Source organism: Pseudoalteromonas sp. P1-26 (assembly GCF_001401795.1).
Classification (GTDB): domain Bacteria; phylum Pseudomonadota; class Gammaproteobacteria; order Enterobacterales; family Alteromonadaceae; genus Pseudoalteromonas.
This window is the reverse complement of sequence record NZ_LKDX01000049.1, coordinates 1-21626: the sequence shown is the minus strand read 5'-3', so window position 1 is coordinate 21626 and position 21626 is coordinate 1. Positions and strand designations below refer to the sequence as shown.

Here is a 21626-nt window from a genome sequence, read left to right as displayed (position 1 = left end):
TGATTATTCCTTTTATTTGTTAGCGTAAAACCAGTGTGGGAGCTTTTTTAAAGCGATCGTAGTTTGAGATAATTAACTTATCGCCAGGCTCTACACCTTCAATTATCTCGACAGCATTGATACTGCTTGCACCGGTTTTTATATCGATTAAATAAGCCATGTCACCATCAATTTTATAAGCATGGGTGCCACCTTGTTGTAAGAATGCGCCGCGTTTCACTTGCAATACATCGTCGCGATTCTCTAGTAAAATACGTGCGGTTAAGCGTTGGTTTTGGCGAATGCCAGAAATCTCATTGTCAAAGCGTACGCGGGTTGTGACCTCGCGATTATTTACTTCAGGTGATATAGCCGATAGCGTGCCTGTGACATGACGAGCACCTAAAGTAAGCTCAACTTGCATACCAAGACCCAGCTCATTGGCGTAGCTTTCTGGTACTTGCAGTTCTGCTTCAAAGTTACTTAAATCGACCAATGTCATTAATGGTTGGCTTTGTGTGACCGCTTCTTTTTGTTGCACTAATAAGTTACCCACAATGCCGCTTACACTCGCGGTAATAGTGAGTTCATTTACTTGTCTGAGTAAGTCATCAACAATTAGTTGCTGACGTGCCAGATCACGCTCTGCTGCTTTTAGCTCAAATGCGAGGGTATCTTTAGCTAAGCTGACTTCTTGCTCGGCGTGCTTATATGAAAGCTTGGCACGGGCTAAGTCATCAACGGCTTTTTCTAAATCTATTTGGCTAATTAAATGTTTCTCGATTGAGATTTTAGCTCGGCGGTTTTCTCTATCTGCGGCATTTAACTCAACTTGCGCTAAATCTAGCGCTTTAGTCAGGCTCAACTTTTGTCTGCGCGCTTCAAGTTGCTTGCGTTGTAACTCGCCTTCTAATCGCGCTAATACTGATTGTTGCTGTTTTAGTTCGTTAGTCAGCTCAGGGCTGGTTACGGTTGCGATCACTTCATTTACTTCAACGCTATCACCGGCTTTTACTTTTAAATCGACAAAGCCGCGTTCTGGGCTGTAAACCTTTGGCGCATTAGCTGCAACGATTTTACCGCTCGCTGCCACATCTCTAGTAAGTGTCTTTTGGCTTACTTCACTAATTTGTAGGCTTGCTGCATCAACCGAAATGCTGCCATCGTTACTGGCAAACAATGCTTGAAAGCCGAGCGCACCAACAAGTATTACACCTGCAGCTATTATAAGTGGCTTTTTAATGGTGTTTTTCTTAGCCACGGTAATATCTTGGGCACTGGTATCCTTAATCATCATAACTCCTTACGATTCTCAAAACACACAATCATGAAGCCAACGGCAAGCATGGTAAGTGGAGAAGCCATAAACAAACTGATAGTGAACATTTTGAAATCCTCAATTTCGCTGATGTCTTATCTATACCAGTAGCATGCCAATTTTTAATATATTGATTTTTAATGATTTTATTTTTGAAGAATGGATTGATGTCTGTCCGCGGACAGAAAAAGTGTCCGCAGCGGACACTTTTAGATTGCTTATTGTTGACGCAAGGGTAAAGAAACTCGGTCATTGCGACTAAGGTAGTCTGCTCAGATACATAGTTTGTAACTATGCTAAAGCCAAGAGTAAATAATGATGCAGTTAGGCTAGGCGACACCCCGTAAAAAACTGCATTGATATTCATAATGTGAATAATTATTCAAAATAAAGCGCAGTTTACGTTAACGTAAAGCGGCGGGTTTTTAGATTGTTTTTTTACAAGTTGTTAAATTTGACACCAGTGTCATAAAAAAATAACGGGTAAAATGCGACTAAATGTAAAAAAATAGCATAGAATTTAAAAAGTGCTTTAAGTGAGAAATATTCATGAATATGAATATGTATTCAAAACTCTATTGACTCATGAGGTATTTGGCGATAGTTTTGTTCGTCTGCTAGCACTGTCACAAAAGACTGAACCGCTAGTCGTTGTAGCAAGGGGAGGGGTCTATGTTATACGACTCAAAATTAGAAAAAGATAATTGTGGCTTTGGCTTAATAGCCCAGGTCAATGGTCAGGCGAGTCACCGCTTGATTCGAACAGCAATCACTGGCTTAGATCGCATGGAACACCGTGGTGGTATTTCTGCTGATGGTAAAACAGGTGATGGCTGTGGTTTATTAATGCAAAAACCTGATAGCTTCTTTCGTGCTATTGCCAGCGAACATGATTGGCATCTAGGAAAGAACTACGCCGTTGGCATGGTATTTTTAAATGCTGATCCTGTACTTGCGCAAACAGCTAAAGATGTGTTGAGTGAAGAACTCGAAAAAGAAACCTTGAGCATTCAAGGCTGGCGTGTAGTACCTACCGATGCATCATGTTTAGGGCCAATTGCAAAAAAACAACTACCCGGCTTTGAACAAATTTTTGTAAGCGCACCAGAAGGCTGGCGTCCAAAAGATTTAGAACGTCGTTTATATGTAGCGCGTCGTCGTGCTGAAAAGCGCCTCGTAAATGATGAACATTTTTATATTGCCAGCTTATCTGGTTTAGTTACTGTCTATAAAGGCTTAATGATGCCTGTAGACTTACCTAACTTTTATTTAGACCTAGCTGACATTCGCATGACCAGTGCGATTTGTGTATTTCACCAACGTTTCTCTACTAATACACAACCTCGTTGGCCACTGGCGCAACCATTCCGCTATTTAGCGCATAATGGTGAAATTAATACGATTCAAGGTAACCGCCAATGGGCTCGTGCCCGTGCGTATAAGTTTGCCTCACCACTTATTCCTGATTTGCAATCAGCAGCACCATTCGTTAACGAAAGCGGCTCAGACTCTTCTAGCTTAGATAATATGCTTGAGTTGTTCTTAGCCGGTGGCATGGATTTATTCCGTGCAATGCGTATGCTTGTGCCGCCAGCTTGGCAAAAAAACCGTGCTATGGATGATGACCTACGTGCATTCTACGACTTTAACTCAATGCATATGGAACCATGGGATGGCCCCGCTGGTATTGTAATGTCTGACGGTCGTTTTGCCGCTTGTAACCTTGACCGTAACGGTTTACGCCCTGCGCGCTATGTCATCACTCAAGATGGTTTTATTACCCTTGCCTCAGAAGTAGGTATTTGGGACTACGCGCCAGACGAAGTGGTTGAGAAAGGCCGTGTTGGCCCTGGTGAGTTATTAGTTATTGATACTCATCAAGGTAAAATTTGGCATTCAGATGAGATTGACCAAGATCTTAAGTCACGCCATCCATATAAAGCATGGCTTGAAGCTAACGTTAAGCGTTTAACGCCATTTGAACAGTTATCTGAAAAAGATGCGGGTAACCGTTCATTTGATGACGAAACACTGCTTAAGTATCAAAAAATGTTTGGCTACACCAACGAAGAGCTTGATAGCGTTATTCGTGTAATGGGTGAAAATGGTCAAGAAGCAACGGGTTCAATGGGTGATGACACACCATTTGCGGTACTGTCAGAAGGTCATCGTTCACTGTTCGATTACTTCCGACAAAAATTTGCGCAAGTAACTAATCCACCGATTGACCCACTTCGTGAAAATCACGTTATGTCACTGGCAACTTGTATTGGTAGTGAGCAAAACGTATTTAACGAAACAACCGGCCACGCTAAGCGTTTACAGTTTGAGACGCCGATTTTGATGTACGCTGATATGCAACAGCTGATCAATGCTGACGATGAGCATTACAGCTACTGTAAAATTGATATCACTTACACGTTGGAAGAAGGCTTAGAAAACGCAATCACACGTATTTGTGATGAAGCACAAGAAAAAGCAGCGTCAGGCTGTGTCATGCTTATTTTAAGTGACCGTAACTTTAGCGAAACTCATTTGCCGATTCCTGCGGCGATGGCGGTTGGTTCAATTCAAAAGCGTTTAGTCGATAATAACTTACGTTGTGAATCTAATATCATCATCGAATCGGGCAGTGTCCGTGATGCGCATCAATTTGCGGTATTACTTGGTTTTGGTGCAACGGCAATTTATCCGTACCTTGCTTATGAATCATTAGTTGCAATGAGCGACAAAAAGACCCTGAACAAGAGCTATTGCGAAGTAACGCTTGCTTATCGTAATGCGATTAATAAGGGTCTGTATAAAATTATGTCAAAAATGGGTATCAGTACTGTCGCTTCGTACCGCTGCTCAATGTTATTTGAGGCAGTTGGATTATCAGATGCGGTTGTAGAAACCTGTTTTAACGGTGTAGCTAGTCGTATTAAAGGGGCGTGTTTCACTGATTTTGATGATGACCAACGTAAACTTCATAAGCTGGCATTTAGTAAACGTAAGTTATTAAGTCATGGTGGCTTACTAAAATATGTTCACGGTGGTGAGTACCATGCTTATAACCCAGATGTAATTCAAACACTACAAAAAGCAGTGCGCTCTGGGGATTATAAAGACTACTTGGCATATGCTGATTTAGTAAATAACCGCCCGATCACCAATTTACGTGACATGCTGGCGGTTAAAATTCCTGATACGGGTGTGAGTGTTGACGACGTAGAGCCTGCAACTGAGCTGTACAAACGTTTTGACTCAGCCGCAATGAGTATTGGTGCATTATCGCCAGAAGCGCATGAAGCACTCGCGATTGCAATGAACCGCTTAGGTGGTTGTTCAAACTCAGGTGAAGGTGGTGAAGACAAGCTTCGCTACGGTACAGAGAAAAACTCACGTATTAAGCAAGTTGCTTCGGGCCGTTTTGGTGTTACACCACATTACTTACGCAGCGCTGATGTCATTCAGATTAAAGTGGCGCAAGGTGCAAAACCAGGTGAGGGTGGTCAATTACCGGGTGAAAAAGTAACGCCGTATATTGCAAAATTACGTTATTCAGTGCCAGGTGTGACCTTGATTTCGCCTCCGCCGCATCACGATATTTACTCGATTGAAGATTTAGCCCAGCTTATTTTCGATTTAAAACAAGTAAACCCAGATGCACTAATTTCGGTGAAACTCGTTTCTGAGCCGGGTGTAGGTACTATCGCAACAGGCGTAGCTAAAGCCTATGCAGATTTAATTACCATTGCTGGTTATGACGGTGGTACAGGTGCAAGCCCGCTTACTTCTGTTAAGTATGCAGGTAGCCCTTGGGAGCTTGGTCTTGCTGAAACCCAGCAAGCGTTGGTAGAAAATGGTTTACGTCACCGTATTCGCCTACAAACAGATGGTGGTCTGAAAACGGGTCTAGATATTATTAAGGCGGCTATTTTAGGTGCTGAAAGCTTTGGCTTTGGTACGGGCCCTATGGTGGCACTAGGTTGTAAATACTTACGTATTTGTCACTTAAATAACTGTGCGACCGGTGTTGCAACGCAAGACGATACGCTGCGCCAAAAGCATTATCATGGCCTGCCAGAAATGGCGATGAACTACTTCAAGTTTATAGCCGAAGAAGCGCGCCAAATTATGGCAAGCTTAGGTGTAACTCGTTTAACTGATTTAATTGGTCGTTTGGACTTACTTGAAGCAATTGAAGGCAACACAGAGAAACAAAAGAAAGTAGATCTGTCGTCTGTGATTGCTGTGCCTAACAACCCTACGGGTGAAACCTTGTATTGTAGTGCGCCAAATAGCTCACACTACTTAGGTCAGCTAAATGAAACCTTGCTTGAAAAAGCCAAGCAAGCAATTGACGAAAAGTCGGGTATCTCACTGGTTAACCGTATTTGCAATACTGATCGCTCAGTGGGCGCTATGTTGTCTGGCTATATCGCTTCTAAACATGGTAACCAAGGTATGGCTGCTGATCCTGTCTCTATTGAGCTTCATGGTACAGCGGGACAATCCTTTGGTGTATGGAACGCTGGCGGCCTTGAAATGACACTCGTTGGTGATGCCAATGACTATGTTGGTAAAGGCATGGCTGGCGGTAAGCTAGTAATTCGCCCACCGCTGGGTTCATCTTTTGAAAGCCACAAAGCAACCATTGCCGGTAATACCTGTTTATATGGTGCAACGGGCGGTAAATTATTTGCTGCAGGCTGCGCTGGTGAGCGTTTTGCAGTGCGTAACTCAGGCGTGCAAGCGGTTGTAGAAGGTGTTGGTGACAACGGCTGTGAATACATGACAGGTGGTGTGGTTTGCGTACTTGGCAAAGTGGGTATCAACTTTGGTGCAGGTATGACAGGTGGTTTTGCTTATATTCTTGATGAAGGCAATGACTTTGAAAAACGCATTAACCCTGAGCTTGTTGAAATTGTTACGCTTGAAGGGTTGGCGTCACACCAAGAACATTTACGCGGTCTCATTGCTGAGCATTTAGAGCTTACAGGCTCAAACCGCGCTGAGCAGATTTTAGCTAACTTCGATTTATACATGCCAATGTTTAAATTAGTTAAGCCAAAATCTAGTGATGTAAAAAGTTTACTCGGACACCGAGCGCGCAGCAGCGCAGAGCTTCGTGTTCAGGCTCAGTAAGGGGGTAGTATGAGCGAAAATGTATACCAGTTTATCGATGTACAACGTGTAGATCCGCGTAAAAAGCCAATTTCAGCACGTAAACAATCTTTCGTAGAAATCTACGAGCCGTTTTCTGAGACACAAGTTAACTCACAGGCGGATCGCTGTTTAGATTGTGGTAACCCGTACTGTGAATGGAAATGCCCAGTACATAACTATATTCCACAATGGTTAAAGCTCATTCGTACTGGCCGTATTTTAGAAGCGGCAGAGCTGTCTCACCGTACAAACAGCTTACCAGAGGTGTGTGGACGAGTTTGTCCACAAGATCGCTTGTGTGAAGGCTCGTGCACACTTGAAGAAGAGTTTGGTGCTGTCACTATCGGTAATATCGAAAAGTACATCACTGATACGGCATTTAAAATGGGCTGGAAACCAGATATGTCGTATGTGGTTTGGTCTGACAAAAAAGTGGCTATCATTGGTGCAGGCCCAGCTGGTTTAGGTTGTGCGGATATTTTAGTACGTAACGGTGTTAAGCCTGTGGTGTTTGACCGTCACCCAGAAATCGGTGGTCTTCTTACGTTTGGTATTCCTTCATTCAAACTTGAAAAAGAAGTAATGCAAAAGCGTCGTGAAATTTTCACTGAAATGGGTGTCGAGTTTCAGCTAAACACTGAAGTTGGCGTTGATATTACGCTTGATGAAATCTTAGCAGAATATGATGCCGTATTCTTAGGTGTTGGTACCTATCAAAGTATGCGTGCAGGCCTTGAAAACGAAGATGCTGATGGTGTGTTTGATGCACTGCCGTTCTTAATTGGTAACACAAACCGAGTTATGGGCTATGCAGAAGATAAGCAAACTTATATCGATATGGCGAACGAAAAAGTCGTCGTGTTAGGCGGTGGTGATACAGCAATGGACTGTGTGAGAACCTCTATTCGACAAGGTGCTGCAAAAGTAACCTGTGCTTATCGTCGTGACGAAGAAAACATGCCAGGCTCAAAACGTGAAGTTAAAAATGCCCGTGAAGAGGGCGTAGAATTTACCTTTAACGTTCAACCTAAAGGCATTGTGGTTGATGAGCAAGGGAAAGTTGCTGGCGTTAAGATGGTGAAAACGCAACTTGGTGAGCCGGACGAAAATGGTCGTCGTCGTGCTGAAGAAGTAGCTGATTCTGAGCATGTTATTGAAGCAACCAAAGTGCTCATGGCGTTTGGTTTTAAACCTCATAAAATGGATTGGTTAGAACCGTACGGTGTTGAAATCAATCATTGGGGTGGTATCAATGCACCAGAAAAAGGTGAGTTTACTCACCAAACAACTAACCCGAAAATCTTTGCTGGTGGCGATATTGTCCGCGGCTCAGATTTAGTGGTAACGGCTATTTTCGAAGGCCGAAATGCCGCTGAAGGGATTATGGATTACTTAGACGTTTAATTCTAAAGCTCCATTCAACATTTTTAAAAGCAAGCTGCCTAGCTTGCTTTTTTATTGCCTAGTTTTATACCAATCCGCAATAATACTTAATCATTTAGAGGGATTAAACCTGTCGCTATCTGCGTTAAAAATATCTGATTTAGAACAACTAAATAACGAAATTTTTGCCTTGCTATCAACGAGGTTTTATTGCCTCAAAATAGATCACTTAATTAAGCGAAATGGTATTAGCTGTTTTGATAATCAAATCAAGATTCAGAAAAATAATGAAAAAATAACGCTTATTACCTACAATCTACGAATGAATTTTACAGTTAAATAGAAAAAATTCATTATTTCGTACTAGCTCCATATTTGCTCCATATTGTTGCGTTTTAATGTTTATCAGAGGCAGAAGCCCATCTGAATATTTGATGCTAACAACATGGATAAAAAGAAAATGTTTTGCGAACACACAAATAACGAGCAGTTAAGCTTTTTTCAGCCAAGTTCAAAATCTGAAAATGATTTACTCAATGAGGTCATGAATAGTGAAGACCTGCACGATATTCTGACTATGGTTTTACTAGATGAGACCTTATCAGACGCCCTTAAAGCGATGGTGAAGCAACAACTAAAAACAATAAAAAAAATATAAAACGGAAATAAAAATGCCGCAGATATTAGTCGTTGAAGACGACTTAGATATTGCAGAACAAGTGCTGTTGTTCTTCAATGCATCTGGCTTTACTACTCACCACATCACTGATGGCAGTGCTGTGGTGTCGTGGGTTAAAGAAAATAATCCTGATGCAATAATTCTAGATGTAATGTTACCCAATTTAGATGGCGTGGAGTGCATGAAGCAGATCCGCGCTTTTTCTATGGTGCCTATTATTATGGTAACCGCTAAAGTCGAAGAGGCTGATAGGTTAAAAGGGTTAGAACATGGTGCTGATGACTATGTCTGTAAACCTTTTAGCGGTGCAGAGCTGGTGATGCGTGTTAAAGCTATTTTAAGGCGCTGCGCGCCGGTATCTAATAGCAATGAAACTGTTGAAACGCCAGCTACTATTTGTTTAAACGAAGATGCGCTTGAAGTTGAGATTAAAGGCGTGTCTTTGGGTTTAACTAAAGTGGAATTTGACGTATTTAAGCTTTTGTATAAAGCCCCTAAGCGCGTTTTTTCAAGACAGCAGATACTTGATCATATCCAACCCAATAACTTTGATATTACCGACCGCGTAATCGACAGTCATATCAAAAATATTCGCAAAAAACTAAAGAATTTACAGTTCTCTCCTAAGATAGTCGCTTCCGTTTACGGTGCAGGCTATCGCTATGATGAACGTCAAATCAATTGATTTGGCGTTCATCGCTTTCATATCAGTTACACAAAGTACGTTCACCTTTTCGAATAGAATGGCTGAACACATACACTGATAATTCTCTTGCTTGAATATCTTGCCAAATGCGTTTGCTAGGACTAGGGCACAACGCATAATGTAAATATTGACTTAACGCCTCACCTTCAAGGGCTATCGCGGTAGGTGTTTGTACATAGACCTGAATCGCATTAGTTGAGTACTTTATTTGATTTAAGCGCCACTGGCCCATTAAGAATTGCTTTGCAAAGAACTGGGAGATACGTTGTTTAGCTGCTTCAGATAGTGGAGGGTACTCTATTGGCTTTTCGTAGCTTGCATAATAGAGTCCTGCACTTAACATTATGCTGGCAAGGGCCGCGTAAATTGGCAGTGGCGACTTTTTGGTTTTTTTAACTTTGCTTTGGCGGTGTTTACGCTCAACAGATTTTGCCCATTGAGCGTGCTTTAATGACTCTGACATGGTTCCATTCCACAGTAGTTTATAGTGCTATTTAAGCAATAAAATGTGGTGGAAAAATGGAGAGGCTTATTTATTCCCTAAAGGCAGTAATACTCTGATACATAAGCCACCTGACTTACCTGGTAATGCGTTAATAGTACCTGACATCAATTCGACAAAACTCTGGCAAATTGACAGTCCTAAACCAGAACCCCCCGATGCGCGGCTACGAGACTCTTCAACACGATATAAACGGTCAAAAAGTTTACCTATATGAGCTTTACCGACACCCGGAGAAGTATCATCGACTTGAATAAACAGCTCTTGCTTGTTGGCCCGAACTTTAAGTCGGACATGGCCTGGGGTGTCTGTGTATAGACACGCATTAGTAAAAATATTGTTGAGGATTTGGTCGAGCTTTTGTTTATCTACCGTGATTTCAACATCATCAGCAATAACAATGTCAGCAAAAAATGTGAGCTGATGACTGCAAACATAACGGCGCATGTCTTGCTCGTATTCAGCAAAAATTTGCGCGGCATTATATTGGTGAAGGTTCAATGTCAGGGTTTTGTTTTCAGCTTGAGATAACTGATATACATCTGAAATTAAGTTATTAAGTTGCGCTATCTTGCCATTAATTTTGCTGTAGGCGAGATCGCGGTTTTCTTGAATATCGAGCTCAAGCGCTTCTATATGCAGTTTCAATACACTCAGTGGAGTGCGTAATTCATGAGAGATATCAGCAAGCATTTTGTCTTTTTCAATTAAGTTATATTGATAAAGCTTGGCTTTAAATAACGCTTTTCGATGCTTGAAGTAATAGAGTACTAACGCAAGGGTACTAAACAACAAAACAATACCAGCAGATAACAACCAAATTTGTTTTTCTAGTCGCTGGTTATTCATTTGTGCAGTTGCGAGTTTGTTTTTTTGAATTTCATCATCAATACGTTGCTGTTGCTCGATTGCTGTTAATTGCTTTTTATTCTTTTCCACGGCTTTATTTAAATGCTCTTCAAATAAAGACGCGGCCAGTTTACTTTCAAGCTTTAGCTGCTCAGCAGCTAGCTTGTAATCACCGATAAGTTCAGCATAAATTGCGGTATAGCCGTGCTGTTTTTGATTCAATAAGCGGTTATCAATATCAGTTAACAACTCTTTTGTTCGACTTAAATAGAGACCAATTAGCTCAGAGTTTTTAAGTGCTAAATGTAATTCAACTAAGTTAAAGTAAGAGTAAATTTTACTTAAAGCCGAGCCAGATTTAAGCGCTGCGTTAAGCCCAGACTCAGCACTACTCAATGCCATATGCTGGTTGCCTATTTTCAAATACAATTGCATCAACGTATGCTTCGCCGTCGCCATATTCTCATAGGCATTGACGTCGGCTAATCGTGTATAGGCGGTATTTAATAAGGGAAGAGCCTGCTCTAAATCGCCTCGTTTATACACCAGCTTGGCTAGCTGTAAGCTGGTATCTGCAATATTCATTTGGTTTTTGGTTTTAATATCAAACTCGAGTGCTTTTTTATAGAAGTACTCAGATTGCGAGAGGTCATCAAGCCTGTGAGCAAGGTTTGCTAAGTTATAAAAATTAGTGGCAACTAGTTCATAATTATCGCTGTTTTCCAATAACGCTTGTGCTTTTACTTGATGATGCATTGATTGTTCAAGATCATTAAGCGTGTCGTATAGTGAACCCAAATTGCTATGGCTTTGTGCTTGTAGGTTTTTGTCTTCAAGCTCATTTGCAAGTGCTAAGGCTGCCATATAATGATTTTTTGCTTCTATTGTTTTTACTTGGCGACGGTAGTTGATCCCTAGCTCTTTTTGAATGTGGTATTGGTCTTTTTTACTCAAGCTAGCAAGCTTTTGTAATGGCGTTAGCAGTTCTATCGCCTCGTTATAATGACCTTGTTTACGTAAAAGAGGCGCTTGTGCCATAGCAATTTCGGTGGTCGATGTAGCGGTATTATTATCTTTGTATTGCTCAAGAATAGTGAGTGCTTCACTGAGCCTGCCTTGGTTCTCAAGGTCAGTGACTTGATTTAATAGAGAGCTGGGCAGTGAGGTTGCTACACACGAAAAAGACAGTAAACACGTAGCGATAAGTAAAGAGTATTTCATTTGTGGTTAGAATAAGCTTAATGTGTTCTTATACTAACCAGCAATTGTGTGCAAATTATGGAGTACGTAATCACTGCTTTTAAAGTGAGTTAACAGCTGCTTAATAGAAAAGTTGTATCCTTTATGTATTAAAGGCCTATATTTTATTGTTTTTAGCCTTTTCATACCATTATCAAAAATTTCTGATTGTATTCAATCGACTGAAGCCTAGAATTAGCTTGGACATAATTTATACATAATTAGGTTAATGATAAATAATTTATTTATCATTTTTGCTAATAATAAAGTTTTGGTTAATTCTTCAGGTGAAAACACAATGAAAAAATCTATTCTATCTGTATTGATGGTATGCGGAGCCGTAACTGCTGATGCTTCGGCAAATAGCTGCACAGGCGAGTTGTATGGTATTAACTCTGGTCGAGGTCATTTAGGCGTTGTTTTTTCGCTTGATGAACAAGCGCAAACAGCAGCTATCCATTCTAAAGCGAAGTTTTCTTCAGCTGCAATGGCGTTCGATAGTACTCGTAATCGTTTATATTATGTTTCGGCGCCACGCGCTTTAACATATAAGTTAGACCCAAGCTCATTGAATTTATCAGATGATGAATTAAAAGACTTACCAATCAAAGGCGAAAAGTATAAATACACAAAATTAGCCTATGTTGATATGGAAACAAATAAGCACACAGAAGTTGCTAGAACAAGTCCAATGACTCGTTTAGCGTATGATCCAAACCGTGATGTTATCTACGGCTCTAAAGGCAGTAAGTTTTATATTATTTATCCAGATTCTGGCGAGACACAGTTTGTAGGTAATATGACTGGCTATGGTAATAGCTTAGATATTTTCCGTGGTGATATGGTTGTTAAAAATGGTGAAGTCTATTTGATTTCTGCAACCAGCATTTTCTCTTTGGATCTTTCTACACTTGAGTTATCGAAAAAGTCTGAACATGGTTTAACAACGGTAACAGGTGCTGCACTTGATCAAAATGGTGAGCTGCTTATTTCTCGTGAAGTAATAAATGACCAAGGTAATCACAATGTAACTAAGCTGTATAAAGCGTCGATTGAAACGGGGAAAACATGTGCAATGGGTACTTACCCTATGCGTATTAACGATTTGGCACTTAATACATTAAAACCGGTTGCGTGCTATGCTCAGCCAACCTGTAGCACTGGTGCGGAGTCGTTTGTTATCACGAGTATCGATAAAGAGCGAAAAGCAACTTGGCAAAACTATACTTTGAATGGGAAGTTATTTTATGAGCCTATTGCAAAACTTATGAGCTCTACAAATTTTGGCGAAGGTGGAATTGTTAATAAAACAGTTTCAATAAATCATGATTTTGCTGCAGCAAACTCTATCACTGAAGCTGCTATCGATAGTTATGAGACAGATATCTTTTATATGGGTAGTTTCTATGATACAGATTTCACAGATGCTGAAATCCTAGAGCTTTATAACTGGTCAAAAAAATCAGGCAATGTCACTATTATTGCAGCCGATTCTGATATGCCAAATGAAAAAGTGTATGCGAAATGGGGCTACACGGTTACTCGTGTTGGTTATGTTGATGGTCCAAATACACAAAATCCTGAAGGTGTAGGTACTCAAGCTCAACAGGCTATTTTTGCTGGTCCATTTGGTGGTGTAACTAGTTTCTATCAAGCAGGTGGTGCTAAAGGATACTTCTCTGAAATGCCAGTGGGTACGCAAGTGTTAGCTGTAAACCAAGATGGCTTACCAACGATAGTGCTTGATTCAGAAACGGGTGACATTCTTTTATCAGATAGTGGGATGCTTACCAATCAAGGTAAAGTTGGTAACTATACTGAGGGTACAGGTGTTTCAAGTATGACAGACCGTTTATTTATGAACTTGATTAATTTCGCCAGCGAAATTGAGTAAGCTAACTAAGTCATGTGTACTTAAAGAATCGCGAAGCATTTTTGCTTCGCGATTTTGTATATTTAACGATGATTTTATTTACCAACAGCCTGTGAGGGTACTTTTCACTCTATTAGTGTGTTGCTTAACTAGTAAATAACTAATACCAACCAGCAATGTATGGCTGACTGCTAAAGCAATCAACCAAGACGACATACTCTGTGTTAATTGATTGATTGTTACTAGGCTAATAAGCATGAAAACTAACGATGAATTTAACACAGTTTGTAGTAACTGCTTAAAACGTAAATGCTTCCAACGACTCCAAATAACCAACAAAAATGCGGTAGTCGGGAGGGCAATTAAAATACATTCAAATAAAATAACGATTAATTGCGCACCTTGATAAGCTGAATCAGCTGTTGAACCCTGTGAATGGCTTGAACTCAGTGCAATCAAGCCAAGCACTAAAGCGGTACCCATATTTTTAATATTCATTTCTAAACTCTAACCAACTTAAACTCTCAACAGTATTAACTATTAACTTATGCATGTGCGCTAATAAGCTCTTTGGCATTCGCTCTTGCCATTTTACTGATGTTGTCACCAGCGAGTAGTCGGGCAATTTCATCGATACGGCCATCTTTTGAAAGTTTATTCATTTGCGTAAAGGTTTCGCCGTTTGCAATTTCTTTGGCTACAAAAAATTGCTGATGTCCAGAACTTGCAACCTGTGGCAAGTGAGTTACACAAATAACTTGGGTTGATTTACCTAATTGGCGTAATAGCTTGCCGACTGCAGAAGCTGTAGGGCCTGAAATACCCACATCAACTTCATCGAAAATGAGGGTCGGGGTAGTAACTCGCTGAGCAATAATGACCTGAATAGCTAAACTAATGCGCGATAACTCACCACCAGAGGCCACTTTAGACAGTGCTTGTAGCGGTTGACCTGGGTTGGTCGATACTAAAAACGACACAGTATCAAAACCCATTGCACTTGGTGCTTTATCGCTAGCTTGTTGAATATCAATAGCAAACTTGCCGTTTTCCATCGATAAATTCGCCATGCTATCACTAATTAACTGATTAAGCGTATCAGCATAACTATGGCGGCTTTCACTTAATAGTTGAGCTGCTTGTTTGTATTGCTCAAGGGCATCGCTGATTTCGCTTTCAAGTGCCACAAGGCGGTCGCTGTTATAACTAATTGATGCTAATTCTTCAGAGATTGACTGGTGAAACTCAACAAGCTCTTCTGGCTTTATGTGATGTTTACGGGCAAGATCCATAGCACCTGTTAAACGAGTTTCAACTTCGTCTAAGCGTGCTGGGTCTAAGTCGGTAACATCAACATAGCTGCGTATCTCGCGGCTTGCTTCTTCAACTTGAACGGCAGCTTCACTCAGTAGTGATGCTATGCTAGATAAGCTCTCATCGTAGCTTGCTAGTTCTGCAAATTGTTGAGCACTATGTTGCAATAATGAACACGCACTTTGCTCATCACTTTCGTATAAGTGTTGTAGCTCACGTTGGCATGACTCTAAAATAGTCTGGCTATGGCTTAGTTTATGATGCTCAGCTTCAATCTCTTCAAATTCACCCGGTTGCAGAGCAAATTCATCAAGTTCGGCTACTTGATACTCAAGTAATTGCTTTTGAGCGGCCTGTTGCTGCTGTTGTTGTTCAAGCTGGTTAAATTCTTTGAGTAAGGCTTGGTAGGCTTTAAAGCGTTCTTTAACATCAGCTAATAACTGATTGTGGCCGGCATAGGCATCAAGCAGATGTAGCTGGTGTTCAGCTTTTAATAAATGTTGATGGGCATGTTGGCCGTGAATAGAAATTAAGTACTGACCCAACTCTTTTAACTGTGCAGCGGTAACTGAGCTGCCATTAATATAGCTTTTGCTACGGCCATTTTTGCAAATAACACGGCGTAGTAAACATTCGCCTTCGTTGTTTGAGAGTAAATGTTGCTCTAAAAAGTGTTGGGCAAGAGGGAGTTGGCTAATATCAAATTGTGCGCATATTTCTGCACGATCAGTACCAGGGCGAACGGCACCAGCATCAGCGCGTTCACCTAAACATAATGAGAGGGCATCAATTGCAATTGATTTCCCCGCACCTGTTTCACCTGTAATGGCTGTCATACCATTGTGCCACTCAGTACTTAAATTACTTACAATGGCAAAGTTTTTAATTTCTAACCCGATTAACATACTGTTTATCCATCCAGCTAATTAACTGTTAATTTATACAGTGTTTTCGGGTTTTGCAAATTAAATTTTTAAGCTTTGCTTAATTCTGACAATTGATTTTCTGGTGTGGAATCGTCTGACGCTTGTGTGCTCTGGGCTGGCGGCTGATCGTCTTGTAAATCGGCGGGGGGCTGATATTTAATTACTTCAATCAGTGATGGAAGGGACTCTTGGTAAAACGCTTTGTTATATTCAATACCATTATAAGGTAATTCAGCCATGAAATACTGTAATCTGTCTGCAAGCTGATCAATCTGTTCTGGGTTTTGTGCTTTACTGGCTTCCATAATTATTGTGTTGAGCAGTAAATCACTAACGTATTCAAGATATGTGAGGTTTTCTTCGTTATGGGCTTGTACAACAAAGTAATTGCTAGTGATCATGCTCAAACGCGAGATGTTCTTCGGACGAATAATTTTACTCTCGCTGAAATCAATTAACTTATCTTTAAAATCATTATTGATTTCTTTTACTCGTTGATTAAAACGTTTTTTTTCAGCTTCAATAGCCTTGCGACGGTTGCTCTCAACCATCCAGTAACAACCTAGCAAGGTGATCAGTAATAACAGAGCAAGAAAAACGATATAGCTCATTTCGCCTTAGAATCCTTAAAAAAGTACAGCATTAAGTTTGATTATTTTGCGCTATTCAATGTGCCTTGGCAATCAATTGAGATAAAAAAGCCGCTTAAAATAAACGGCTTCCCCAGTTTAATTTTTTTCTTAATACATTGTAGTAAGAGTATTCTTTAGGGTGGATCAAGCGCAGACGCTTATCTGCTTTTTTTATCACCACTTCATCGCCAGGTAATACAGCTAAAACCACATGGCTGTCACAACTGACTTGCAAGCTATCAGTATTTTCAAGACTGAGCTTTAAACGCACTTCGTTATCAGCATCAACCACAAGAGGGCGGCTTGATAATGTGTGCGGGAACATAGGCACAAGTGAAATCGCATTAAGCTCTGGCGTCAAAATCGGCCCGCCACCAGATAATGAATAAGCAGTTGAGCCTGTAGGTGTTGAAACAATTAAACCGTCTGAGCGTTGCGAGAATACAAAATCGTTGTTAATAAAGGCCTCAAACTCAATCATATGAGCAACTTTATCGGCATGAAGTACTGCTTCATTCACTGCCAAGTTAGCACTTTTGAGTTCGGCATGGCGATATACTTCAACTTCAAGCAAGAAGCGTTTTTCTTCGAGGAACTGGCCACTTAATACTTGTTCAAGGCTGGCTTCGAAACCTTCTGGGTTTAAATCAGTTAAAAAGCCTAAATTACCACGGTTTACACCAATTACGGCAACATCAAAACGCGCTAAAACTCGAGCTGCGCCAAGCATATTGCCATCACCGCCGACGACTATGGCTAAGTCTGCACGTTCACCTAAATCTACCAATTTAACAAGGTTTTCTCGAGGAAGGTCTTCAAGTTGGCGGCCGGTGCGCTGTTCTACTAGCACTTCAAAACCCAAGGCTCGCAAAAATGTGTGCAGGCGAGCAAGTGTGGCAGCTGCTCCGCTGTGATTAGGTTTGCCAATTAAACCTATGGTTTTAAACGGTGAATCCATGTTATTTGCACTTAAACTTTCATATCGCTAGATTACATTAAAAACTAATGCTTTGAAAATAACTTGAAATAAACTTGCTGCGCCCAAATATCCACTGGCAAGTACCAAGATGTATAAATTATGAAATTAAATCCGCGTGACCAACAAATTTTTTCAGCTGTAATGAGCCTTTACTGTAACGGTGAAGGTCAGCCTGTTGCCTCTACCCGTATTGCCAAGCAAAAAGGCATGGCGGTATGTTCAGCTACTGTGCGCAATGCAATGGCTCGGCTAGAAAAAGTGGGCTTACTCTATTCGCCACATACTTCTGCTGGCCGCGTACCTACCAATGCCGGGTTTGATTATTGGCTTACTGAGTTTTTTGCTCTGCCTGAAATTGCAACATATTGGCAGCCCGAGCAAGCACAATTAGTTGAGCTCGCCCATGGCTTGAGTCAGCGTTATAAGGTGTGTTGTTGTGTAGGCTTACCTCAAGTCAGCTCTCAGCTGGTCTTTCGAGTAGAGGTGCTTGATTTTGATGGTAGTAATTGGCTTATTCTACTCATCGATAGAGCAGGGCAAAGCCATAATATTTGCATTACCAAACCTGAAGATTCATCTGATGCCGTTCGTTACCAGTTTGCCACTTGGCTTAATACCGTATTCAGCCAGCAAACCTTAATGGAAGGCTTATATCGAATGCAAGCAATGGCAGCCACTGCACCACATAATTGCCATGACTCTTTAACACAATGGACTCGGCAATTAAGTCAAAAACTCGGTTCAGATAACAGCATTGTGGTAGGTGAAAATTACCTTTACCGCCAAGTTGATTGCCAAACCAGTTTAAACATTGGTGTATCGTTTTTAAATTTTGTTGAAGATAAACTCGCATTTAAAAATGGGTTATCAGTGTTAAACACAGAACAGTTGCCATTTACAGACTGTAATGAGTTGATGGTGATCAGCGTTCCTTATTTTAATAACCATGAATACCAGAGCCGATTTTGTGTAATTTGTCCAAAATCAGCGCAAATAGAAGCAATCATCCAAGAATTTAAGTTAATCGGCTCATCAGCCTCTTGAATCTTTTAATTCAATCCCCATAATTACCGCAGTTGTAAAGAATTGGAGCATGTAAGCTATGTCTGAGCAGACAAAATCACCAGAGCAAGAAGTTGAACTAAACGAAGAATTTGAACAAATGCAAGCTGAAGTAGAAGCTGCAGAAAAAGCGGCTGAACAAGTTGACGGCGAAGAAATGAGCCCTGAAGCTGAAATCGCACTACTACACAGCGAATTAGAAGCGGCTAAACAAACGATCAACGATCAAAAAGACAGTGTTGTTCGTGCTGCTGCAGATGTTGAGAACATGCGTCGTCGTGCCGCTCAAGATGTAGAAAAAGCGCATAAGTTTGCACTTGAAAAGTTTGCTAACGAATTACTACCTGTTATCGATAACCTAGAGCGTGCGATTGAGTTTTCTGATAAAGAAAATGAGCAGCTTAAGCCTGTGCTTGAAGGTATCGAAATGACTGTTAAGAGCTTTAATGATGCGGTATCAAAATTCGGTGTTGAAATTGTTAACCCACAGGGTGAACAATTTAACCCTGAATTCCATCAAGCAATGTCAATTCAGCCAAGCAATGATGTAGCGCCAAATACTGTTCTTGCAGTAATGCAAAAAGGTTATACATTAAATGGCCGTTTATTACGCCCTGCAATGGTTATGGTATCGAAAGAAGCTGAATAAGCTTTAAAGAGATATAAAAAATGCCTGTTAATTACAGGCATTTTTTTTATTACAATTGTGTTCAATATTTAAGTCGATTGGTATCGTTTTCGATGCCAAAGCTGTACAAGTAAGATCAGTATCAGTGCGCTGAACATCATAGCAGAAAATGGAATCGCACTTTGTGGGTGAACAAAAGCAAGGATAGGCCCAACTAAAGCGCCACTGCCGAATCTCAGGGTACCAATAACAGCTGTTGCAGTGCCTGACTTTTCCTCAAATTGCATCAGTATTAATGAGTCTGCATTACTCGCGACAATACCCAAGCTCATCATCAGTGGTGCGATGGTGGCAACGATAAAATACAGCGATAAATGCATCACACTGAATAACAACAATGCCCCGCCAGACACAAAGCCAATACCTAGCCCAATAAATAACAGTTTACGAGAACCCAAGCGCGGCACTAAACGTGTATTCATAAAGTTACCGAACATTAAAGCCAGCACGTTAAAGGCGAATAACACACCGAACAATTGCTCATCTACTTTGAAGAAATCGAGATATACATAAGGTACCGATGTTAAAAAGCAAAAGAATGCGAATGAGGCAAACATTGAACTGGCAATATCGGCAAGGGCACTACGACGAGAAAATACCGTTTTATAACTATTAAAGAACAGTGCCAAACCACGTTGCTGACTCTTAAAGATTGGAATATCGATTAAATGAATTTGCACCAAAGCTAAAATGGCAAAACTATAAGCAGCTAATGCGATGAAAATGACCTGCCATGTCGAAATTCCCATGATTAATGAGCCTAGAGTAGGGGCAATTAACGGGGCAACCATCATAATCATCGAGACATAAGACATGCCCTTGGCGGTGTTTTCTCGGTAAATGTGGCGAATAATACCCGGCACTACGACGGTTGCAGCAGCGCCAGTGAATGCTTGCACGGCTCTTAAAGACCAAAATAATTCGATGTTGGTACAAAATGCCAGTGCTAATGAGCTGATGCCAAATAGCGCTAAACCCACCTTAGCGAGTAATCGCCTACCAAGCTCATCGGCTATCGGGCCAAAGAACAACATACCCAGGGCATAACCCGCCAAATAAATACTGAGCGAGATTTGCACATTTGGCATGGTAGTTTGTAAGTCGTTGGCAATCACCAACATCGCCGGTAAATATAAATCAATTGCTAAAGGCGTAATTGCGACAATACTTGCCAGTAAAGGTAATAAAATGCGTTTATTTAAAGTCTCAGGGGAAGGCATTGTTTACTCATTCATCAAACATTAGGTCACTATTGTAGCAGTGTGAGTTACTGTGGTGAACTTAGTTTGCCTGCTAAGTAAAAGAATTAACTAAATGATAACAACTGAGCGGGTGATTGTTCATTTTCATATAAAATTAAGCAATGCTTTGCTATATTAGCCACAATTACACTAAGTATTTGAAGGACTAGTATGAAAAAGTTAATCATGGCAGTGTTAGCCACCGCTGTTTTAGCTGGCTGTAAAACCTCTCCAACAGGGCGTACACAAATCGCACTTTATTCAGACCAACAAATGAGCCAAATGGGTCAAGCAAGCTTTGCTGAAATGAAAAAAACACAGCCTGTTAATACAGACCCTGGCGTCAATGCTTATGTGAAATGTATTGCCGATGATGTTATTGCCGTTTTACCTAATGAGTATGCAAAGCAGTCTTGGGAAGTTGTTGTGTTTGAAGAAGACTCAGCAAACGCATTTGCATTACCGGGGGGTTATATTGGCGTTCATACAGGTTTATTAAAAGTTGCTGTAAATCAAGACCAACTGGCAACGGTACTAGGTCACGAGGTTGCACACGTTATTGCTGAGCATTCTAATGAACGTGTATCACAAAATGCATTGTTACAAACAGGTCTGCAAGTTGGTGGTGCAGCACTTGATATGGGGAATGTGCAATATCGCGGCGAAATAATGCAAGCCTTAGGCTTAGGCGCACAGTATGGTATTGTTTTGCCATTTAGCCGCTCACATGAATCAGAGGCAGATATTGTTGGCTTAGATTTAATGGCAAAAGCAGGGTTTAACCCAGAGCAATCAGTGTCGCTTTGGCAAAATATGAGTGCAGCTGGTAGTAGCGGTACCCCAGAGTTTATGTCGACTCACCCTGCACCAGGTAACCGCATCAAAGAGCTTCAAAAGCACATGTCGGATGCATTAAAAGCCCAACAAGCCGCTAAAGCAAAAGGCAAAACCCCACAGTGTAAACTGTAAAGAGTATCTATAGAAATTAAAAAGCCTGTACTCAGTGATGACTACAGGCTTTCAGCTTTCAGCTTTCAGCTTTCAGCTTTCAGCTTTCAGCTTTCAGCTTTCAGCTTTCAGCTTTCAGCTTTCAGCTTTCAGCTTT

General features: G+C 40.9%; 16 protein-coding genes. 8 read left to right on the top strand and 8 right to left on the bottom strand.

Annotation, left to right across the window (positions count from 1 at the left end; all coding sequences use genetic code 11):
* Positions 1 to 19: 19 nt before the first annotated feature.
* Positions 20 to 1273, bottom strand: a complete 1254-nt coding sequence (locus tag AN394_RS17965) for an efflux RND transporter periplasmic adaptor subunit (protein ID WP_055022173.1) — start codon at positions 1271 to 1273, stop codon at positions 20 to 22.
* Positions 1274 to 1969: 696 nt separating this feature from the next.
* Here AN394_RS17965 and gltB point away from each other — a divergent pair.
* From gltB to AN394_RS17945, 4 genes are all read left to right on the top strand, one after another.
* Positions 1970 to 6427 (top strand): glutamate synthase large subunit, encoded by a 4458-nt coding sequence (gene gltB, locus AN394_RS17960; protein ID WP_054561718.1) that lies wholly within the window; start codon positions 1970 to 1972, stop codon positions 6425 to 6427.
* 9 nt (positions 6428 to 6436) lie between these two features.
* Entirely contained in the window at positions 6437 to 7852 is a 1416-nt protein-coding gene (locus AN394_RS17955) for an FAD-dependent oxidoreductase (protein ID WP_054561717.1), read from the top strand.
* A 424-nt stretch (positions 7853 to 8276) separates the two neighbouring features.
* Positions 8277 to 8489 (top strand): hypothetical protein, encoded by a 213-nt coding sequence (locus tag AN394_RS17950; protein ID WP_235575464.1) that lies wholly within the window; start codon positions 8277 to 8279, stop codon positions 8487 to 8489.
* A gap of 13 nt (positions 8490 to 8502) precedes the next feature.
* Positions 8503 to 9195: a response regulator gene (locus AN394_RS17945; RefSeq protein ID WP_054561716.1), complete on the top strand. Its 693-nt coding sequence runs from the start codon at positions 8503 to 8505 to the stop codon at positions 9193 to 9195.
* Between the two features lie 22 nt (positions 9196 to 9217).
* Here AN394_RS17945 and AN394_RS17940 read toward each other — a convergent pair whose 3' ends face one another.
* Both AN394_RS17940 and AN394_RS17935 read right to left on the bottom strand, forming a co-directional pair.
* Positions 9218 to 9679, bottom strand: a complete 462-nt coding sequence (locus AN394_RS17940) for a hypothetical protein (RefSeq protein ID WP_054561715.1) — start codon at positions 9677 to 9679, stop codon at positions 9218 to 9220.
* 66 nt (positions 9680 to 9745) lie between these two features.
* Positions 9746 to 11788, bottom strand: coding sequence for an ATP-binding protein (locus AN394_RS17935; RefSeq protein ID WP_054561714.1), 2043 nt, complete (start codon positions 11786 to 11788; stop codon positions 9746 to 9748).
* Positions 11789 to 12104: 316 nt separating this feature from the next.
* Between AN394_RS17935 and AN394_RS17930 the strand changes: the two genes are divergently transcribed.
* Complete coding sequence (locus AN394_RS17930) at positions 12105 to 13700, top strand: hypothetical protein (RefSeq protein ID WP_152966936.1); 1596 nt, start codon at positions 12105 to 12107, stop codon at positions 13698 to 13700.
* A gap of 78 nt (positions 13701 to 13778) precedes the next feature.
* On the opposite strand, the gene AN394_RS17925 is transcribed toward AN394_RS17930, so the two are convergent.
* From AN394_RS17925 to nadK, 4 genes are all read right to left on the bottom strand, one after another.
* Positions 13779 to 14177, bottom strand: a complete 399-nt coding sequence (locus AN394_RS17925; RefSeq protein ID WP_054561712.1) for a hypothetical protein — start codon at positions 14175 to 14177, stop codon at positions 13779 to 13781.
* A gap of 47 nt (positions 14178 to 14224) precedes the next feature.
* Positions 14225 to 15898, bottom strand: a complete 1674-nt coding sequence (gene recN / locus AN394_RS17920) for a DNA repair protein RecN (RefSeq protein ID WP_054561711.1) — start codon at positions 15896 to 15898, stop codon at positions 14225 to 14227.
* Positions 15899 to 15966: 68 nt separating this feature from the next.
* Entirely contained in the window at positions 15967 to 16530 is a 564-nt protein-coding gene (locus tag AN394_RS17915; RefSeq protein WP_054561710.1) for a hypothetical protein, read from the bottom strand.
* Positions 16531 to 16624: 94 nt separating this feature from the next.
* Positions 16625 to 17509, bottom strand: a complete 885-nt coding sequence (gene nadK, locus AN394_RS17910) for an NAD(+) kinase (RefSeq protein ID WP_054561709.1) — start codon at positions 17507 to 17509, stop codon at positions 16625 to 16627.
* Positions 17510 to 17629: 120 nt separating this feature from the next.
* On the opposite strand from nadK, the gene AN394_RS17905 reads away from it, so the two are divergent.
* Both AN394_RS17905 and grpE read left to right on the top strand, forming a co-directional pair.
* A complete protein-coding gene (locus AN394_RS17905; RefSeq protein WP_055022172.1) occupies positions 17630 to 18574 on the top strand; it encodes an HrcA family transcriptional regulator in 945 nt (314 codons plus the stop codon).
* Positions 18575 to 18632: 58 nt separating this feature from the next.
* On the top strand, positions 18633 to 19241 hold the full coding sequence (gene grpE, locus AN394_RS17900; RefSeq protein WP_054551515.1) for a nucleotide exchange factor GrpE: 609 nt from the start codon (positions 18633 to 18635) through the stop codon (positions 19239 to 19241).
* Between the two features lie 68 nt (positions 19242 to 19309).
* On the opposite strand, the gene AN394_RS17895 is transcribed toward grpE, so the two are convergent.
* Positions 19310 to 20500, bottom strand: coding sequence for a Bcr/CflA family efflux MFS transporter (locus AN394_RS17895; RefSeq protein ID WP_055022171.1), 1191 nt, complete (start codon positions 20498 to 20500; stop codon positions 19310 to 19312).
* A 192-nt stretch (positions 20501 to 20692) separates the two neighbouring features.
* Here AN394_RS17895 and AN394_RS17890 point away from each other — a divergent pair, with 192 nt between their 5' ends.
* Positions 20693 to 21490 (top strand): M48 family metallopeptidase, encoded by a 798-nt coding sequence (locus AN394_RS17890; RefSeq protein WP_055022170.1) that lies wholly within the window; start codon positions 20693 to 20695, stop codon positions 21488 to 21490.
* Positions 21491 to 21626: the final 136 nt, after the last annotated feature.

Excerpts from the sequence above, each read along its gene's own strand:
- AN394_RS17965 (WP_055022173.1), bottom strand. The coding sequence starts at position 1,273 with ATGATTAAGGATACCAGTGCCCAAGATATTACCGTGGCTAAGAAAAAC.
- gltB (WP_054561718.1), top strand. The coding sequence starts at position 1,970 with ATGTTATACGACTCAAAATTAGAAAAAGATAATTGTGGCTTTGGCTTA.
- AN394_RS17955 (WP_054561717.1), top strand. The coding sequence starts at position 6,437 with ATGAGCGAAAATGTATACCAGTTTATCGATGTACAACGTGTAGATCCG.
- AN394_RS17950 (WP_235575464.1), top strand. The coding sequence starts at position 8,277 with ATGGATAAAAAGAAAATGTTTTGCGAACACACAAATAACGAGCAGTTA.
- AN394_RS17945 (WP_054561716.1), top strand. The coding sequence starts at position 8,503 with ATGCCGCAGATATTAGTCGTTGAAGACGACTTAGATATTGCAGAACAA.
- AN394_RS17940 (WP_054561715.1), bottom strand. The coding sequence starts at position 9,679 with ATGTCAGAGTCATTAAAGCACGCTCAATGGGCAAAATCTGTTGAGCGT.
- AN394_RS17935 (WP_054561714.1), bottom strand. The coding sequence starts at position 11,788 with ATGAAATACTCTTTACTTATCGCTACGTGTTTACTGTCTTTTTCGTGT.
- AN394_RS17930 (WP_152966936.1), top strand. The coding sequence starts at position 12,105 with ATGAAAAAATCTATTCTATCTGTATTGATGGTATGCGGAGCCGTAACT.
- AN394_RS17925 (WP_054561712.1), bottom strand. The coding sequence starts at position 14,177 with ATGAATATTAAAAATATGGGTACCGCTTTAGTGCTTGGCTTGATTGCA.
- recN (WP_054561711.1), bottom strand. The coding sequence starts at position 15,898 with ATGTTAATCGGGTTAGAAATTAAAAACTTTGCCATTGTAAGTAATTTA.
- AN394_RS17915 (WP_054561710.1), bottom strand. The coding sequence starts at position 16,530 with ATGAGCTATATCGTTTTTCTTGCTCTGTTATTACTGATCACCTTGCTA.
- nadK (WP_054561709.1), bottom strand. The coding sequence starts at position 17,509 with ATGGATTCACCGTTTAAAACCATAGGTTTAATTGGCAAACCTAATCAC.
- AN394_RS17905 (WP_055022172.1), top strand. The coding sequence starts at position 17,630 with ATGAAATTAAATCCGCGTGACCAACAAATTTTTTCAGCTGTAATGAGC.
- grpE (WP_054551515.1), top strand. The coding sequence starts at position 18,633 with ATGTCTGAGCAGACAAAATCACCAGAGCAAGAAGTTGAACTAAACGAA.
- AN394_RS17895 (WP_055022171.1), bottom strand. The coding sequence starts at position 20,500 with ATGCCTTCCCCTGAGACTTTAAATAAACGCATTTTATTACCTTTACTG.
- AN394_RS17890 (WP_055022170.1), top strand. The coding sequence starts at position 20,693 with ATGAAAAAGTTAATCATGGCAGTGTTAGCCACCGCTGTTTTAGCTGGC.